This window comes from Rhizobium sp. BK456, assembly GCF_014194045.1.
GTDB lineage: Bacteria > Pseudomonadota > Alphaproteobacteria > Rhizobiales > Rhizobiaceae > Rhizobium > Rhizobium redzepovicii.
Genome location: NZ_JACIAO010000009.1, coordinates 135019 through 151574, shown reverse-complemented (window position 1 = coordinate 151574; position 16556 = coordinate 135019). Strand labels below are relative to the sequence as shown.

Genomic DNA, 16556 nt, shown 5'->3' with positions numbered 1-16556 from the left:
ATTTATTGTTGGAAGATAGGGCGCTCTATCCCAGTCTTGAGCCGTTGGCCGTGAGATAGACCGCATAGAGCGACGTGGTTGCCGTAATGAAGAGGCGGTTCAATCTCTCGCCGCCGAAAGCGACGTTGGAGACAATCTCGGGAATATGGATCTTGCCGATCAGTGTGCCATCTGGATCATAGCAGTGCACACCGTCGCGGGCGCTCGTCCAGATCCTTCCCTTTCGATCGACGCGAAAACCATCGAAAAAGCCTGCGGTGCATTCGGCAAAAATGCCGAGATCGCTCAGCTTGCCGTTATCGGACACGGCGAGCTTTCTGATATGGCGCGGACCGCCGGACAGGTGCGATGCCCCGGTATCGGCGATATAAAGCAGCGTTTCGTCCGGGGAGAAAGCCAGCCCGTTCGGTTTGACGAAATCCGATGTCATCTGGTCGGTGGCGCCTGTTGCCGGGTCGTGCCGGTAGACGTGGCATCCGCCGATTTCCGCCTCGCCATAGTCGCCCTCATAATCGTGGAGGATGCCGTAGCTCGGGTCGGTGAACCAGATGGTCCCGTCGGATTTGACGGTGACATCGTTGGGAGAATTGAGCCGCTTGCCGGCAATGCGATCGGCCAGCACGCTGATCCCGCCGTCGAAATCGGTTCGCGTGACACGGCGCGCCAGATGCTCGCAGGTGATCAGCCGTCCCTGATTGTCGACCGTGTTGCCGTTCGAGTTGTTGCTGGGTGAGCGGAAGACCGATGTCTGCCCGCTGGTATCATCGTAGCGCATCATGCGATTGTTGGGGATATCCGAGAAGACCAGATAGCGCCCGGCGGCAAACCAGGCCGGTCCTTCCAGCCAGCGCCCGCCCGTCCAAAGCCGCTCGACGCGGGCATGGCCGACGAAACAGTTTTCAAAGCGCGGATCGAGAACCTCGAACCCAGTCCCCTCGATTTCTCCGAACATGATGCTCCCTCATCTCAAATTGTTATCGATACCATAATGCTTTGTTTTTCGCTCTTCGTACAGATATCGGCGAACTGTGGAACGCGGCATTCCTGCAATAATATCGATTGTGCGATGATAGCGATAACTTTATCGTGTGTTGAGTTGCCCAACTCGGAAGCTGTTTTGAAAGCGGAGCCAGTGAAAAACGAGGATGAGCCAAAAGACAAGCGTCTCAAGGGAGGCGACGCCCAAAAACTGACGATGGCTGAAGTCGCCAAATATGTCGGCGTATCTGCCATGACCGTTTCGCGCGCTTTTCGGCAGGATGCGAGCGTTTCCGAAGAGACGCGCAAGCGCATCATGGAAGCCGTCGATGCGCTCGGCTACGTGCTCGACTTGTCGGCCGGCAGTCTTTCCTCTCGGCGCAGCGGCTTCATCGCGGCGCTGGTACCCTCGATCAACAATTCGAATTTTTCCGACACCGCCCGCGGCATCACCGATGCCTTGGAAGATACCGGCCTTCAGCTTCTTCTCGGCTATACCGACTATTCCGCCGAGAAAGAAGAAAAGCTGATCGAGGCAATGCTGCGCCGCCGCCCCGAAGGCATCATCCTGACAGGCGGTTCGCATACCGACCGGGCGCGGCGCATGCTTGATAAGGCCGGCATTCCGGTGGTTGAAACCTGGGAAATTCCGGAAGAGCCGATCAATCATGTCGTCGGCTTTTCCAACAGCGAGGCGATGTCCCTGTTGGTGCGAGCGCTTGCGAGCCAGGGCTATCGCAGGTTCGGCTATATCGGCGGTACGACAGCGCGCGATACGCGCGGCAGCCAGCGACGAAGCGGTTTTCTGAGGACCGTCGAGGAACTGGGTTTGGGACCGGGGCGGGCGATTTCCTTTGGCGTGCCGCCGATCAGCATGGAACAGGGCGGCCAGGCGATCGTCAGCCTGTTGGAGCGTTGGCCGGATACCGAAGTCGTTCTCTGCGTCTCCGACCTGTCCGCCTTCGGCGCGATCATGGAATGCAAACGCCGGGGAATGCGCGTGCCTGAAGATATCGCCATAGCCGGCTTCGGCGATTACGAGATCTCGTCGATCTGTCACCCCAGCATCACCACCATTAATGTCGACTGTTACGGCATCGGCCGCCAGGCCGCCGCCCGCCTTCTCGATGCCTTGCAGGGCAGCGGCGAGACGACCGGCGACGAGATCACATTGACAGGCTACAGGGTCGTGCTGCGCGAAAGCACGGATCGCAGCGCCCAATAATGGGCGCCGATATCAGAAGGCGATCTGCACCTTCATCGACTTGCTGCGGTCGCTGGCCAATTCGAAGGCGGCGACGGCCTCTTCGATGGCAAAAACACCTGTCAGCAGCGGTTTCAGATCGACGCGGCGCGCATTGATCAGTTCGACCGCAAGCGCAAATTCCTCGTGAAAGCGGAATGTCCCGCGCATCTCGATTTCCTTGGCGACGATCATGTTCTGCGGGATGGAGACATCGCCGCCGAGGCCCAGCTGTACGAGCACGGCGCGAGGCTTCAGCGCCTCCAGGCCGGCGCGCACCGCCCGCTCATTGCCCGACGCCTCGAACATGACGTCGAAATATCCCTTGTCGGCGCCGTAAGCGGCGAGGTCGGCGGCATGCGTGGCAACATTGATCGTTCGATCCGCGCCGCTGGTGCGGGCGATCGCCAGAACGCTGTCGGTCACATCGGTCGCGACGATTTCTCGAGCGCCGAGAACACGTGCCGCAACGATCGCCAGCATCCCGATCGGGCCGCAGCCGGTGACGAGCACCCGTTTGCCCAGCAGCGATCCGGCGCGGCTGGCCGCATGCAGCGTCACGGCAAAGGGTTCGGCGAAGGCGGCCTCGTGAATGGAAATGCCGTCCGCGACCTTGTGGCATTGCCAGCGCTCCGCCACCAGCCGTTGGCGAAAGCCGCCCTGAATATGCGGCATCGGCATGGCGCTGCCGTAAAACCTCATGTTGAGGCAGTGATTCTGCTGCCCCTTCAGGCAATATTGGCAATGATTGCACGGCCGGCTCGGAGAAACTGCAACGCGGTCTCCGACGGCAAGGTCGCTCACACCGGCACCCAGCGCCTTGACTGTGCCGGCGATCTCGTGGCCGAGGATCATCGGCTCGCGCAGGCGAACGGTGCCGAAGCCGCCATGATTGTAATAATGCAGGTCGGATCCGCAAATGCCGCCGGCTTCGATGGCGATTTCCACCTGCCCCTCGCCCGCAACCTCCGGCTCGCGCTCCTCGATCCTGAGATCCTTGGCGGCATGAATGACGATGGCTTTCATATCGAAACCCTCACACGACGGGAGTTGGAAGTGCTGCGCCGGCGAAATGCGCGGCGAGATTGTCTCTGACCAGCTGGCCCATGGCCTTGCGGGTTTCGACGGTACCGGAGCCGTGATGGGGCTGCAACACCACGTTCTGGAGTGTCAGGAACCGCGCATCGATCTTCGGTTCGTTCAAAAAGACGTCGAGGCCGGCGGCCTGGATGGTGCCGTCCTGTAGGGCTGCGATCAGCGCCTCTTCATCGACGGTGGTTCCGCGAGAAACATTGATCAACATGCCGTTCGGACCGAGCGCTTTCAGCACCTCGGCGTTGATGATCTTCATGGTCGCCTGCCCGCCGGGGACGATGACGATCAGAAAATCGGCCCAATCGGCAAGTGCGACCAGGTCCGGCTGGTAGGCATAATCAACATCCGTGTGCTCATTGCGGGCGAAATAGGAGATGTCGCAGCCGAAAGCGGCAGCCCGCTTGGCGATCGCCTTGCCGATCCGCCCCATGCCGGCCAGTCCGACCTTCTTGCCGGCGACCCGCGTCACCAGCGGCATGGCGACATTGCCCCACTGGCCGGCGCGGACGAAAACATCGGCCTGCGGGATCTGCCGCGCCGTGGCAAGCAGCAGTCCGATGGCGATATCGGCGACATCTTCGGTCAGCACATCAGGCGTGTTGGTGACGCGAATGCCGTTGGCGCGGGCATAGGCGAGGTCGATGGCGTCGGTGCCGACGCCGTAACAGGAGACGATCTCCAGCTTCGGCAATTGCTTCATCAGCTCGGCGGAGGCGCCGAGTTCACCACGCGTCGCGATGGCGCGAATATCCTTGCCGACCCTTGCAATCAGTTCCTGCCGGTCTGCCGCTTCCCACAGGCGGTGAACGCGATACTTCGCCTCCAGATCGACCATATCCCATTCCGGATAAGCTCCGGTCATCAAGATCTCTACGTCAGGCATTCCGTCTCCGTCCCGCATTTTGGCAGTTGATTATGTTATCGATAACATATAATCCAGAGAAGCGATGTCAAGTGAGTTTCACCTGAAGTGGCGGTATAAGCCGTCATTCGCAGCGACACCGGAGGAGTTATTTGCATGAAGAACCTGTTTGATCTGACCGGGCAGCTTGCCTTGATCACCGGCTCGAGCCAGGGGATCGGTTATGCGCTGGCCGAGGGCCTAGCGCAGCACGGCGCCGAGGTCATCATCAACGGCCGCACGCCCGAAAGCGTCAAACGCGCAGTGGAAAGTCTCAAGGCTCAAGGCCTGTCTGCCCATGCCGCTATCTTCGACGTGACCAGCAAGGATGCCGCCAAAGCGGGCATCGATGCGATCGAGGCCGATATCGGCCCGCTCGACATCCTGATCAACAATGCCGGCATGCAGTTTCGCACGCCGCTGGAAGATTTCCCGGCGGACAAATGGGAGCTGCTGCTGACCACCAATATTTCGAGCGTGTTTTACGTCGGCCAGGCAGCCGCCAAAGCCATGATAGCCCGCGGTCAGGGCAAGATCATCAACATTGCCTCGGTTCAGAGCGAGCTGGCCCGCCCGGGCATCGCTCCCTATACGGCGACCAAGGGTGCGGTGCGCAACCTGACGCGCGGCATGTGCGCCGACTGGGCCAAGCACGGCCTGCAGATCAACGCGATTGCGCCCGGCTATTTCAAGACGCCGCTCAACCAGGCGCTCGTCGACAATCCTGAATTCTCGTCTTGGCTGGAGAAGCGGACGCCGGCCGGGCGCTGGGGCAATGTCGAAGAATTGGTCGGCGCCGCCGTTTTCCTGGCGGGCCGCGGGTCGTCCTTCATCAACGGCCACACGCTGTACGTCGACGGCGGCATCACGACCTGCCTCTGACAGAGACGCGACGATGGAACTCGAAAAAGAAACGCTGCCTCTGGCCGTTGTCGTCATGGGCGTGAGCGGTTGCGGCAAGTCCTCGGTTGGAGCGGGCATCGCGACTCGAAACGGCATGCGTTTTGTGGAAGGCGACCAACTCCACCCGGCTCGCAATGTCGAGAAGATGGCGAAAGGCATACCGCTCACCGACGCCGACAGGCTGCCCTGGCTCGACCGGATCGGCGAGGAGATTAACACCGCGCAAAAGGCGTCGCAGGGATTGGTAATTTCCTGTTCGGCGCTGAAGAAAACCTATCGGGACAGGCTGCGTCAGGCGGCGGGCGGACGCTTGGCCTTTGTTTTTCTGGAGGGGACGCGCGATCTGTTGCTGTCGCGGATGCAGGCCCGTCAGGGCCACTTCATGCCGGCGTCGCTGCTTGACAGCCAGTTGCAGACGCTGGAGCCGCCGACCGATGAAGCCGGGGTGGTGACGGTGGCGGTCGAGAATGCGTTGGAGGATATTATGGCGCTGGCTTGCAAAGGGCTGAGCGGCGTGGCGGTCAAGGGAGGAGATAATCATGCAGGATGACTATAGAGCAGACGTCGCCGTCATCGGCGCGGGTATCATGGGAACGGCGATCGTCACGCGACTGATCGAAACCGGGCACAAAGTATCGGTCTTCGATCTCGATGCCGAAAAGGTCGCGGCACTCACGCCCAAGGGTGCCCACGCGGCGAGTTCCGTGGAGAATGCGGTCTCGGCGTCGGAATTCTGCGTGCTCAGCCTCAATCACGCCAACATCGTGCGTGCCGTCGTCTTCGGCGAGAAGGGGGTAGCGGCGGCGGCAAGCGCCGACAAGCTGCTGATCGACATGTCCTCCATCGATCCCGCCGAGACGGTCGACATGGCGAAGCGGCTGCGTGCGGAAACGGGCATGGCATGGGTGGATTGCCCGTTGTCCGGCGGCGTGCCAGGCGCGCTTGGCGGAAAGCTGACGATCATGGCCGGCGGCAGCCCTGAGGATTTCGAACGGGCCCGCGTGGTGATGCGGCATCTTGCCGCCAATTATACGCTGATGGGCCAATCCGGCGCCGGGCAGACCACCAAGCTGATCAATCAGCTGTTTTGCGCCGTGCTGTTCCAGGCCGTCGCTGAAGCCGTCAAGCTCGCTGAAGCCGGCGGCGTCGATCCCTCAGCCATTCCGGCAGCCCTTGCCGGCGGCAGGGCGGACAGCCGGATATTGCAGGAATTCATGGCAAAATTCTCCGCCCGCGATTTCTCCCCGACAGGAAGAATCGACAACATGCTGAAGGACCTGGATTCGCTTCAGGCTTTCGCGCTGAAGACGAAGACGCCATTGCCGATGACCGGGGCGGTGGTCGAAATTCACCGACTGCTCTGTGCGGCCGGGCTTGGGCCGAAGGACTCGGCCGAGATGATGCGCCTTCTCGACGGGCTTCAGGCCGGCTGACGGCAATCTTCATTCGAAATTCGAGATTGTCATCTTTCCGCTTGACCATGCATGAATGTTATCGATAACATACAGCCAATGACAACCGCAGCTTTGGGAGGAGCCACAGTGGAAGCCAAGAGACTGCTGGAGTTCCAATCGATCACCAAAAGCTTCGGCGGCACGCAGGCGTTGCGTGACGTCTCGATCGATCTGCGCGAGGGCGAAATCCTGGCGCTGCTGGGCGAAAACGGCGCCGGCAAATCGACGCTGATCAAGACCCTCGCCGGCATTTACAGGCCGGATAATGGCGACATCCTTTTCCGCGGCCAGAGCTACCATCATCGTCCGCCGAAGCCGAACGAGCGCCAACCGGTCGCCTTCATCCACCAGGATCTCGGTCTGATCGAGTGGATGACGGTCGGCGAGAATATGGGCCTGTCACAGGGTTTCTCGATGCGTCGCGGCGTGATCGATTGGAACAGGACACAGGCGCGCGCCAAGGAGGCCCTGAAACTGGTCGGCTGCGACTTCGATCCGACAACGCGGGTCTCGGCCCTGTCGCGCACCGAAAAATCGCTTGTCGCCATTGCCCGCGCGCTTGCCGTCGAGGCCGACGTTCTGGTGCTCGACGAGCCGACCGCAAGCCTTCCCGCCGACGAAGTCGACCGGCTGTTCAATGCGATCCGCCCCCTGAAGGAGCGGGGCGTCGGCATGATCTACGTTTCCCACAGGCTGGACGAGATTTTCCGCATTGCCGATCGCGTCGCCGTGCTGCGCGACGGATGCATGGTGGGACAGAAGCCGGTCAGCGAGACCACCCCCGACGAACTGGTGACGATGATCATCGGCCGCAGCAGTGACAGCCTCTTTTCCAAGGCCGAGATCAAGCCCGGCAAGGCGATCGTCGAGGTTCGCGATCTCGTCTGCACCGGCACGAGCCCGATATCCTTCGATATCCGCGAGGGTGAGCTGCTCGGGCTGGTTGGATTGCGCGGCGCCGGTCAGGAACGCATCGGCCGGGCGCTGTTCGGCTGCGAGCCCTTCAACGGCTCGGTTCTGCTGCATGGCCTGGCCCCTGATCTTTCCAGCCCGCGGCAGGCCATGGCGTCAGGGATCGGTCTGATCGCCCGTGACCGGACGGAGGAATCCGTCGCGCTCTCGCTGTCCATTCGGGAAAATACCTATCTCAATCCGGGCGCCGTCGGACGCGGGATTTTCTCCTTCCTGTCGCCGCGTGGCGAAGCCGATCTTGCCCATGCGATCGGCCATTCCGTCGGCCTCAGGCCGAACGATCCGGATCTGCCGGTGGAGGCGCTGTCGGGCGGCAACCAGCAGAAGGTGGTCGTTGGCCGCTGGCTGGCGACCGGGCGCAAGCTGCTGGTTGCGGAAGACCCGACCGCCGGCGTCGACATCGGCGCGCGTGCGGAAATCTACCGCCTGATCACCCAGGCGCTGGAAGCCGGTCTCGCGGTCGTCGTGGTCTCGACGGATTTCGAGGAAATCGCCCATATCTGCCACCGCGCGCTGGTTTTCTCGCGCGGAAAAATCGTCAGCGAACTGAGCGGAAGCGCTCTGACCACGGAGGCGGTCATCACGGCCGCTTCGGCGTCGGAAGCCGCTTGAGCCATCGGGAGAACAGCCATGCAATCCATTGAATCCACCGCACTGGAGCCGACCAAGAGCGAAATGGCCGGCCTGTCCACCGGCCAGAAGATCGGCCGCCTGATCCCGGTTTACGGGCTGGTGATCCTGACCGTCGGCCTGATCGTAATCTTCTCGATCCTTCTGCCGGATACGTTCCCGACCGTGCTGAACGTTCGCTCGATCGTCTCCGACAAGGCGATCATCGCGCTTCTGTCGCTGGCCGCAATGATCCCGATGGCATCGGGCCGCATCGATCTGACGGTCGGCTACGGCATCGTGCTCTGGCACATTCTCGCCATCAGCCTGCAGACGGCCTACGGCCTGCCCTGGCCGGTCGCCGTCCTCATCGTACTCGCGCTCGGCGTCCTCACCGGTTTCATCAACGGCCTGCTGGTCGAGGTCGCCAAGATCGACAGCTTCATCGCCACGCTCGGTACCGGCACGGTTCTTTACGCGCTTGCCCTTTGGCACACCGGCGGGCGGCAGGTGGTCGGTGTACTGCCTGAAGGTTTTTATGCGCTGAACGGTACCATGCTGTTCGGCCTGCCGATCACCGGCTTTTATGTGCTCTTGATCGCCATCTGCATGTGGGTCGTGCTCGAATACCTGCCGATCGGCCGGTACCTTTACGCGATCGGCGCCAATCCCAAGGCTGCGGCCCTCAATGGCATTCCGGTCCGCAAGTTCGTGATCGGCGCATTCGTGACCTCCGGCCTGCTGGCTGCTCTGACCGGGGTCCTTCTCGCCTCGAAGCTTCGCATCGGCCAGGCAAGCGTCGGTCTTGAATATCTGCTGCCGGCGCTGGTCGGCGCATTTCTCGGATCGACGACGATCAAGCCAGGCCGGGTGAACGTCTGGGGGACTTTGATCGGCGTCATCATCCTGGCAGTCGGGATATCAGGAATTCAGCAATTCGGCGGCTCGTTCTTCGTCGAACCGCTGTTCAACGGCGTGACCCTGCTGATTGCCATCGGCATTGCAGGTTATGCCCAGCGCAAGCGCGGAGCTGTGAGGAGGATCACACCCGCATCCAAATGAGGATGCCGGCTCACCGGCATTCCACAACAAACAAAATGGAGGAGTGAACATGAAGCGCAGGACTTTATTGCAGGCAACGGTCGCAACCGTCGCCATTATGCTCAGCATGCCGGCAATGGCCGATTCCATGGCCGACGCCAAGGCCGTGGTCGACAAGTATGCTTCCAAGGTGAGCGCATGGGATGGCCCGACGAGCGGCCCCAAGGCTGCTAGCGGAAAGAACATCGTCATTCTTGCTGGCGATATGAAGAACGGCGGCATTCTCGGCGTGGTCAACGGCGTTCAGGAAGCGGCAGGCGCCCTGGGCTGGACGGTCAAGGCGCTTGACGGCGCCGGCTCGATCGGCGGACGGACGGCTGCCTTCGGCCAGGCCATGGCGCTGAAGCCCGACGGCATCATCATCAACGGCTTCGACGCGGTCGAGCAGAAGCCGGCGATGGAAGCGGCAAAGGCGGCCGGCATTCCGATGGTTTCCTGGCATGCCGCCTCGGCCGTCGGTCCGGTTCCCGAAGTCGGCGTTTTCGCCAACGTCACCACCGATGCGATGGAAGTCTCGAAGTCGGCGGCGGATTGGGCCTTCGTCGACGCCGGCGGCAAACCGGGCGTCATCATCTTCACCGACTCGACCTATGCAATTGCAATTGCCAAGGCCGACCGCATGAAGAAAGAGATCGAGGATCTCGGCGGTACCGTGCTGGAATATGTGGACACGCCGATCGCCGAAACCTCCCAGCGCATGCCGCAGCTGACCACGTCGCTGCTGCAGAAGTACGGCGCCAAGTGGACGCATTCTCTGGCGATCAACGACCTCTACTACGACTTCATGGGACCGTCGCTTGCCTCAGCCGGCATCGCCGGCGACGGGAAGCCGGTAAACGTTGCAGCCGGCGACGGTTCGGAGAGCGCCTATCAGCGTATCCGCGCCAAGCAGTTCCAGGCCGTCACGGTCGCCGAACCGCTCAACCTCCAGGGCTGGCAGCTCGTCGATGAGCTGAACCGCGCTTTCGCCGGCGCCCCGTGGTCGGGCTATGTGTCGCCGCTGCATGTGGTGACCAGCGCGAACGTCGAGTTCGACGGCGGACCGAAGAATAGCTTCGATCCCGATAACGGCTATCGCGATCAGTATAAGAAAATCTGGGGCAAATAAGCCTCCAATCAGGGCGTATCGATCGATACGCCCTCACTTTCCCCCATCATATCGATCCGGCTCCGGCGAGTTTTGGAAAAGAGAACCTATGATCATCCGTTATGCTTTGTTTGAAGGCGAAATCCATCCCGGCAGAGAAGAGGAATTCCGCGCTTTTGTCAGGGAGCGGCTCGTTCCTCTATGGACGAAATTTCCAGGCGCCGAGGAAGTTCGGGTCTTGGACGGGATGGAGCGCGATGAAGGCGCCCCGGTCTATGCCATGGCCTTGGCGATCCGTTATCCCGATATGGATGCGGTGAGCGCAGCGCTAAGTTCCGATGTGCGCTTCGAGAGCCGTGAAGTTACCGGCGAACTCCTGCAACTCTTCACCGGCAAGGTGCATCATCACGTATTCCAGGCCAACGAATACCCGCCGGCCGCTGCCTGACGTCAGCGATTGACATCTGCCGGCTTCAAGACACAGTCGAAGACTGGAGTGACCACAAGGCGCCTGCGGCATATGTCTCAGGCGCCTTTTTTCGTCTGGGCATCGGCAATCCTCGGGGGCGCCCAATCGGGCCAGCGACCCGAGCTTTGGCACAATTTTTTATCAGCGACGTGATTATTGAATTAAATAGTCTATAGATTTAGTGGATAATGTTCCATCTTACCGTGCATCGTTCCTGCAATCAGCAATCCGAAACGGGAAGATCGACGATGACATTGGCAAAAGCATTCAAAATCGCGTTGTTCAGTCTGCTTGGCTTCGGCGCCATTCACAATCCGGCCGCAGCCCAGGCCGACGCGCCCCTCCTTGCTAAAGTGCCGCCGGGCACCGTGCTGACGATCGGCGACCCGGTCACGCAGAAGGCTCTCGAAGTGTCTGGCCTCGACAAGGAGCTCACTTTCGAAGTGAAATGGGCCAATATCAGCGGCGGACCGCAGACATCGGAAGCCTTCCGCGCCCATGCGCTCGACGTCGGCTCGGTGGCCGAGATCCCCTCGATCTTCGCCAACTGGAACAACCTGCCGGTCCGCAACATCGCCTATCGCGAACGCCGCGACCCGATCGCCAATCCGATCTACCGCTTCGGCATCGCGCCTGGCGCCGACGTCAAGACGCTCTCTGATTTCCGCGGCAAGCGCATCGCGTTTAGCCCCGGTCAGGCCCAGGGCACTCTCGTCCTGCGCGCGCTTCACACCGCCGGCCTGAAGAGCAGCGACGTCACTCTCGTGGAATTGCCAAGCACCGGCGATGTCTATCCGAAGGCCTTGGCGGGCAAACAGGTCGACATCGCGCCGCTCGGCAGCGTCTATATCAGGCGCTACATCACGCAATACGGGCCGGATGGCGCGACTCTCCTCGAGCATGGGCTGCGCGATGATCCCGGCCATCTTTATGCTCCGCAATGGGTTCTGGATGATCCCGCCAAGGCGGCTGCCCTCGCTGAATATGTCGGCCTGTGGGCGCGCGCCACCGAATGGGTGAACCGCAACCCGGACCTCTGGATCAAGGAATATTACGTCGGTCAGCAGGGCCTCAGCCAGGACGACGGGGAATATCTCGTCAAGATGACCGGGGAGCAGATCGTTCCCTCCGATTGGAGCGAGGTGAAGAAGCGTCATCAGGAAACGATCAACCTGCTAGCGGACGAGCTCGGTTACAAGCCGTTCGACGTGGAGCAGATTTTCGACAATCGCTTCGAAAAGCTGGGTGCGGCGGCTTTGGCCAAGGGCCTTTAACGTTCCCCATTCCATTCAGGAGGAGATTTCAAGCATGGCAACCATTTGGGATGCAGATGAAGCGAACCTGTCCCTGAGGTCAGGTGGCAGAATTGCGCCGGCGGGTTTACGCGCGGCAAGGCCGGTTGGTCTTCCCGGCTCTGCCGGCGCGCGCGCCCGGCGCAGGCTGGGTCCCGGCCCGGCGATACCTTTCGGGCTGCAGATCGGACCGGCATTGCTTGTCTTGGCCTGGGTCGCCGGCTCGGCGCTCGGATGGATCGACCCGCGTATCCTGTCGGCACCGTGGACGGTCGTCGAGGCTTTCGCGCGGCTTTTGGAACAGGGCCGCCTGCAGGACAATTTCGTGACGTCAGCGACGCGCGCTCTGCTCGGCCTCGGCATCGGTTTGCTGATCGGAACGATCCTGGCCGTCATCGCCGGTCTTTCCCGGATCGGCGAGGCGCTGATCGACGGACCGGTTCAGATCAAGCGGGCGATACCCACGCTCGCCTTGATCCCCTTGCTCATCCTGTGGTTCGGCATCGGCGAGAGCATGAAGGTTACGACGATCGTGCTTGCCGTCATCGTGCCGATCTACATCCACACCCACAATGCGCTGCGCAGCATCGATAGTCGCTATGTCGAACTGGCCGAGACGCTGCGCATGAGCCAGAAGGACTTCATCCTCCAAGTGGTGCTGCCGGGCGCTTTGCCCGGTTTCCTGCTGGGGCTGCGCTTTGCCGTCACCCTCTGCTGGGTTTCCCTTGTCGTCGTCGAGCAGATCAACGCCACCAGCGGGCTCGGCTACATGATCGATCTCGCCCGCAATTACGGGCAGACCGATGTCATCCTCGTCGGCCTGGTGGTCTATGTGCTCCTGGGTCTCGTCTCGGACGGCCTCGTCCGCCTCATCGAACGGAGGGCTCTCTCATGGCGCCGCACCCTGGCAAACTGAAGCCGGCGGCCACGGCCGTCCATGTGCGAAACCTCGTCCGCCGGTTTGCAGCGAAGACGATCCTCGACGGTGTCGATCTCGATATCGAAGAAGGCGAATTCGTTGCCCTGCTCGGCCGCAGCGGCTCCGGCAAGAGCACATTCCTCAGGGCCCTTGCCGGTCTCGATCACGGTGTGGAGGGAAGCGGCACGCTTGAGACGCCGGAAAGGCTTTCCGTGGTCTTCCAGGATGCCCGCCTGCTGCCCTGGCGCAGCGCCATCCAGAACGTCACGCTCGGCCTGCCCCGCGCCACCGGCCAGGAAGGCGGCAGGAAGGCTTTGGCGGAAGTGGGACTCGCGGGGCGGGAAACGGCATGGCCGAACCAGCTTTCCGGCGGCGAGCAGCAGAGGGTCGCGCTTGCCCGTTCCCTGGTGCGCGAGCCGGCCTTGCTTCTCGCCGACGAACCCTTCGGCGCGCTCGACGCGCTGACCCGGCTGAAGATGCACGATCTGCTGCGGGAATTATGTGCAAGGCACCGTCCCGCCGTGCTGCTCGTCACCCATGACGTCGACGAGGCAATCTCGCTGGCGGACCGGATTCTGGTTCTCGACGAAGGCCGGCTCATCGAGGATCTCAGGATCGATCTGCCGGCGCCGCGCGATCACAGCGATCCGCGTTTTGCAGAGTTCCGAAGCCATCTTCTCGGCCGGCTCGGGGTCAGCGTCCCCGGCCGCAGAGCAGCCTGATATAGCGGAGAAGCAAGCCAATGAGCACATCGAAACGGCAAATGCGGCTCGGCGCCTTTATCATGGCGACCGGCCATCATATCGCCGCCTGGCGCCATCCGGATGCGCAGGCCGATGCCGGCCTCAATATCGATCACTACCGGGACCTGGCGCAGACCGCCGAACGCGGGAAATTCGATCTCGTCTTCGTCGCCGACAGCCCGGCGGGATGGGAGCGGGCCGCGGATCCGGAAGCGTTTCGCCGCATTGCCCAGGGCGCTCATTTCGAGCCGCTGACACTCTGGGCCGCCCTCTCCCAGGCGACCAGTCATATCGGCTTCGTCGCCACGGCATCGACGACCTACGAGGACCCCTATCTTCTCGCCCGCAGATTCGCGTCGCTGGATTATATCTCCAAGGGCCGTGCCGCATGGAACGTCGTCACGACGGGCGCCGACGTGTCGAAGAACTTTTCGATCGCAGGCCATCCCGCCCATGCCGATCGTTATGAGCGGGCCGAGGAATTCGTCGACCTGGTGAAGGGATTGTGGGATTCCTACGAGGACGATGCCTTTATCCGCGACAAGCAAAGCGGGGTCTATCTCGATCCCGACAAGGTGCATCTCGTCAATCACAAGGGCAAGTTCTTCTCGGTGGCGGGTCCGCTCAATGTCGGCCGTCCGGTGCAGGGCTATCCCGTCATCGTGCAGGCTGGCGCATCGGAACCCGGACGCGAGCTTGCCGCACGCACCGCCGAGATGATCTTTACCGCCAACCAAACGATCGAGGATGCCCAGGAATTCTATTCCGACGTCAAGGGGCGGCTTGCCCGTTACGGGCGGCGGCCGGACGACCTCCTGATCAGTCCCGGCATATTCCCTGTTCTCGGCGGTACGGAGGCGGAAGCTCAAGCGAATTATGAGTATATCCAATCGCTGGTGCATCCCGCTATCGCCTGGAATATCCTTGCCCGCCACTATAGGGGCGTCGATCTTTCCGGCTATTCGCTTGATGATCCCGCCCCTCCCCTGCCTGACAATACCGAACTCAACAAAAGCCGCCTCAAGCTGGTTTCCGACCTCGTCTCGCGCAATCATCTGACGCTGCGCCAATTCTATCTGGCGGTCGCCACCGCGCGCGGCCATCGCACTGTCGTCGGAACGCCCGAGCAGATTGCCGATGCGATGCAGATCTGGTTCGAGAATGGTGCCGCCGACGCCTTCAACATCATGCCGCCGATCCTGCCCACGGCTCTCACCGACTTTGTCGATCAGGTCGTGCCGATCCTGCGCAGGCGTGGCCTGTTCCGGCATGAATATGAAGGCACGACGCTGCGGGAGAATCTGGGCCTCCAGCGCCCGCCGAACGGTTTTGCGCTTCAGGCGCAGGCAGCACAGGCAGCCGTATGATCTTCCCGGTCTTTCCTTGGCCTCCTTCTTCCAATCCCGAATAAACCGGCATCGCATGAGCAAGCATTCCGAATTTCTCTGGTATATTCCCAACGACGTCAGAGCAGGTCATCGCGGAGATTCCGCCGTCGACAACCACAACAGCCTCGACACGCTGACCAGCCACGCGAAGGCGCTGGAAGAGCATGGCTGGAAGGGCGCGCTCATCGGCACCGGCTGGGGCCGTCCCGACACGTTCACCGTCGCGGCCGCGCTCGCCGCGCGCACCACCAGCTTCGAGCCGCTGATTGCGATCCGGCCGGGTTATTGGCGGGCGGCGAACTTCGCTTCCGCGGCGGCAACGCTCGACCATCTGACTGGCGGCCGGGTGCGGATCAACATCGTCTCGGGCAAGGACAATCTGGCCGCCTATGGCGACAGCGAGGGCGACCAGGCGCATCGTTATGCCAGGACCAAGGAATTCATGCGGCTGGTCCGCAGGCTGTGGACCGAAGAAAACGTCACCTCGGCAGGCGACCATTTCCGGGTCGCCGAATCCACCGTGGTGCCGCGCATCGAGGTTCGCGGCAACCGCCGGCATCCGAAATTCTATTTTGGCGGCGCCTCGGAAGCGGCCGAACGGGTGGCGGCCACCGAGGCTGATGTCCAGCTTTTCTGGGGCGAGCCGCTCGAGGGCGTCCGCGAGCGGATCGGACGGCTCAAGGGGCTGAGCCGTGCTCTCGACCGCGACCTCCCGCCGCTGGAATTCGGGCTACGGATAACGACGCTGGTTCGCGACACGACGGATGAGGCCTGGGCCGACGCCGAGGCGAAGGTCGCCGAGATGGCAAGGAGCAAGGGCACCGGCTGGCACGATCACCAGCGCGTGCTCGCCGTCGGCCAGCAGCGGCTGCTTGCTCTCCATGAACGCAGCGACGTCCTCGACGACAATCTCTATACCGCGCCGGGCAGGTTCGGCGGCGGCGGTGCCGGCACCACCTGGCTGGTCGGTTCACCGGCAGACGTCGCCCGCTCGCTGCGCAAATACCAGGATCTCGGGATCACGCATTTCGTGCTGTCCGACACGCCCTATCTCTCCGAGATCAAGCGGCAAGGCGATCAGCTCTTGCCGCTACTGCGCGACTGAAGCAGGAGGCGACAGCTCGCCATCGACACGTATCGTTTGCGGCCGGTATTCTTGGCGGCGCAGAGATTGGCGTCGGCCACCTGCAGCGCCGCCTCCAAGTATTGGCCAAGGACCGACAGTCAGGCCGATCGAACAGGTGACTTCAATCCATGGGGTCACCTCCGACCATTCGTGGTTCTGCAGCAAATACGACGAAATATACAAAAATCGCAGCATAATGACGCCCTGTGGGCTTCGTTTACACTCTCTAAAATATCTCCTCCTATTTATATCGGAGCGACGTTCTGAGGATCGTCA

At 61.8% G+C, this 16556-nt stretch carries 17 protein-coding genes; 13 read left to right on the top strand and 4 right to left on the bottom strand.

Annotated elements, in window-relative coordinates; genetic code table 11:
• Nucleotides 1-25 precede the first annotated feature (25 nt).
• Nucleotides 26-952: an SMP-30/gluconolactonase/LRE family protein gene (locus FHX03_RS24240; protein ID WP_097626173.1), complete on the bottom strand. Its 927-nt coding sequence runs from the start codon at nucleotides 950-952 to the stop codon at nucleotides 26-28.
• A 14-nt stretch (nucleotides 953-966) separates the two neighbouring features.
• A complete protein-coding gene (locus tag FHX03_RS24235) occupies nucleotides 967-1233 on the bottom strand; it encodes a hypothetical protein (protein ID WP_183855946.1) in 267 nt (88 codons plus the stop codon).
• Between FHX03_RS24235 and FHX03_RS24230 the strand changes: the two genes are divergently transcribed.
• Entirely contained in the window at nucleotides 1133-2203 is a 1071-nt protein-coding gene (locus FHX03_RS24230; RefSeq protein WP_097626330.1) for a LacI family DNA-binding transcriptional regulator, read from the top strand. The two genes, FHX03_RS24235 and FHX03_RS24230, sit on opposite strands and share 101 nt — an antisense overlap.
• A 12-nt stretch (nucleotides 2204-2215) precedes the next feature.
• On the opposite strand, the gene FHX03_RS24225 is transcribed toward FHX03_RS24230, so the two are convergent.
• Nucleotides 2216-3247 (bottom strand): L-idonate 5-dehydrogenase, encoded by a 1032-nt coding sequence (locus FHX03_RS24225; RefSeq protein WP_183855806.1) that lies wholly within the window; start codon nucleotides 3245-3247, stop codon nucleotides 2216-2218.
• A gap of 10 nt (nucleotides 3248-3257) precedes the next feature.
• On the bottom strand, nucleotides 3258-4199 hold the full coding sequence (locus FHX03_RS24220) for a 2-hydroxyacid dehydrogenase (RefSeq protein ID WP_097626171.1): 942 nt from the start codon (nucleotides 4197-4199) through the stop codon (nucleotides 3258-3260).
• Between the two features lie 135 nt (nucleotides 4200-4334).
• Between FHX03_RS24220 and FHX03_RS24215 the strand changes: the two genes are divergently transcribed.
• The 12 genes from FHX03_RS24215 to FHX03_RS24160 all read left to right on the top strand — a co-directional run bounded on the left by FHX03_RS24215 (nucleotide 4335) and on the right by FHX03_RS24160 (nucleotide 16259).
• Entirely contained in the window at nucleotides 4335-5099 is a 765-nt protein-coding gene (locus tag FHX03_RS24215; RefSeq protein WP_097626170.1) for an SDR family oxidoreductase, read from the top strand.
• A 13-nt stretch (nucleotides 5100-5112) separates the two neighbouring features.
• On the top strand, nucleotides 5113-5670 hold the full coding sequence (locus FHX03_RS24210) for a gluconokinase (RefSeq protein WP_183780093.1): 558 nt from the start codon (nucleotides 5113-5115) through the stop codon (nucleotides 5668-5670).
• A complete protein-coding gene (locus FHX03_RS24205; protein ID WP_183855804.1) occupies nucleotides 5660-6553 on the top strand; it encodes an NAD(P)-dependent oxidoreductase in 894 nt (297 codons plus the stop codon). The genes FHX03_RS24210 and FHX03_RS24205 overlap by 11 nt, the downstream gene beginning before the upstream one ends.
• Before the next feature lie 108 nt (nucleotides 6554-6661).
• Nucleotides 6662-8158 carry a sugar ABC transporter ATP-binding protein gene (locus FHX03_RS24200; RefSeq protein WP_183780086.1) on the top strand — a complete coding sequence of 499 codons (1497 nt, stop codon included), beginning with the start codon at nucleotides 6662-6664 and terminating at the stop codon, nucleotides 8156-8158.
• Between the two features lie 18 nt (nucleotides 8159-8176).
• On the top strand, nucleotides 8177-9217 hold the full coding sequence (locus FHX03_RS24195; protein WP_131711187.1) for an ABC transporter permease: 1041 nt from the start codon (nucleotides 8177-8179) through the stop codon (nucleotides 9215-9217).
• Between the two features lie 49 nt (nucleotides 9218-9266).
• Entirely contained in the window at nucleotides 9267-10364 is a 1098-nt protein-coding gene (locus FHX03_RS24190) for a substrate-binding domain-containing protein (protein WP_183780084.1), read from the top strand.
• Between the two features lie 88 nt (nucleotides 10365-10452).
• The gene (locus FHX03_RS24185; protein WP_012555586.1) at nucleotides 10453-10791 is read left to right on the top strand and encodes a hypothetical protein; all 339 of its coding nucleotides are present in this window, start codon (nucleotides 10453-10455) and stop codon (nucleotides 10789-10791) included.
• Nucleotides 10792-11060: 269 nt separating this feature from the next.
• Nucleotides 11061-12086, top strand: a complete 1026-nt coding sequence (locus tag FHX03_RS24180; protein WP_183780081.1) for an ABC transporter substrate-binding protein — start codon at nucleotides 11061-11063, stop codon at nucleotides 12084-12086.
• Between the two features lie 34 nt (nucleotides 12087-12120).
• Entirely contained in the window at nucleotides 12121-13020 is a 900-nt protein-coding gene (locus FHX03_RS24175) for an ABC transporter permease (RefSeq protein ID WP_183780077.1), read from the top strand.
• Nucleotides 12996-13745, top strand: a complete 750-nt coding sequence (locus tag FHX03_RS24170) for an ABC transporter ATP-binding protein (protein WP_183855802.1) — start codon at nucleotides 12996-12998, stop codon at nucleotides 13743-13745. Before FHX03_RS24175 ends, FHX03_RS24170 begins: the two co-directional genes overlap by 25 nt.
• Nucleotides 13746-13765: 20 nt before the next feature.
• Nucleotides 13766-15133, top strand: a complete 1368-nt coding sequence (locus FHX03_RS24165) for an LLM class flavin-dependent oxidoreductase (protein ID WP_183780071.1) — start codon at nucleotides 13766-13768, stop codon at nucleotides 15131-15133.
• Nucleotides 15134-15188: 55 nt separating this feature from the next.
• On the top strand, nucleotides 15189-16259 hold the full coding sequence (locus FHX03_RS24160) for an LLM class flavin-dependent oxidoreductase (protein ID WP_183855800.1): 1071 nt from the start codon (nucleotides 15189-15191) through the stop codon (nucleotides 16257-16259).
• The last annotated feature ends 297 nt before the right edge of the window (nucleotides 16260-16556 follow it).

Bases quoted from the DNA above. Each gene is read 5' to 3' on its own strand.
- FHX03_RS24240 (WP_097626173.1), bottom strand. From the start codon at position 952: ATGTTCGGAGAAATCGAGGGGACTGGGTTCGAGGTTCTCGATCCGCGC.
- FHX03_RS24235 (WP_183855946.1), bottom strand. From the start codon at position 1,233: ATGGCAGATACGCCGACATATTTGGCGACTTCAGCCATCGTCAGTTTT.
- FHX03_RS24225 (WP_183855806.1), bottom strand. From the start codon at position 3,247: ATGAAAGCCATCGTCATTCATGCCGCCAAGGATCTCAGGATCGAGGAG.
- FHX03_RS24220 (WP_097626171.1), bottom strand. From the start codon at position 4,199: ATGCCTGACGTAGAGATCTTGATGACCGGAGCTTATCCGGAATGGGAT.
- FHX03_RS24215 (WP_097626170.1), top strand. From the start codon at position 4,335: ATGAAGAACCTGTTTGATCTGACCGGGCAGCTTGCCTTGATCACCGGC.
- FHX03_RS24210 (WP_183780093.1), top strand. From the start codon at position 5,113: ATGGAACTCGAAAAAGAAACGCTGCCTCTGGCCGTTGTCGTCATGGGC.
- FHX03_RS24205 (WP_183855804.1), top strand. From the start codon at position 5,660: ATGCAGGATGACTATAGAGCAGACGTCGCCGTCATCGGCGCGGGTATC.
- FHX03_RS24195 (WP_131711187.1), top strand. From the start codon at position 8,177: ATGCAATCCATTGAATCCACCGCACTGGAGCCGACCAAGAGCGAAATG.
- FHX03_RS24190 (WP_183780084.1), top strand. From the start codon at position 9,267: ATGAAGCGCAGGACTTTATTGCAGGCAACGGTCGCAACCGTCGCCATT.
- FHX03_RS24185 (WP_012555586.1), top strand. From the start codon at position 10,453: ATGATCATCCGTTATGCTTTGTTTGAAGGCGAAATCCATCCCGGCAGA.
- FHX03_RS24180 (WP_183780081.1), top strand. From the start codon at position 11,061: ATGACATTGGCAAAAGCATTCAAAATCGCGTTGTTCAGTCTGCTTGGC.
- FHX03_RS24175 (WP_183780077.1), top strand. From the start codon at position 12,121: ATGGCAACCATTTGGGATGCAGATGAAGCGAACCTGTCCCTGAGGTCA.
- FHX03_RS24170 (WP_183855802.1), top strand. From the start codon at position 12,996: ATGGCGCCGCACCCTGGCAAACTGAAGCCGGCGGCCACGGCCGTCCAT.
- FHX03_RS24165 (WP_183780071.1), top strand. From the start codon at position 13,766: ATGAGCACATCGAAACGGCAAATGCGGCTCGGCGCCTTTATCATGGCG.
- FHX03_RS24160 (WP_183855800.1), top strand. From the start codon at position 15,189: ATGAGCAAGCATTCCGAATTTCTCTGGTATATTCCCAACGACGTCAGA.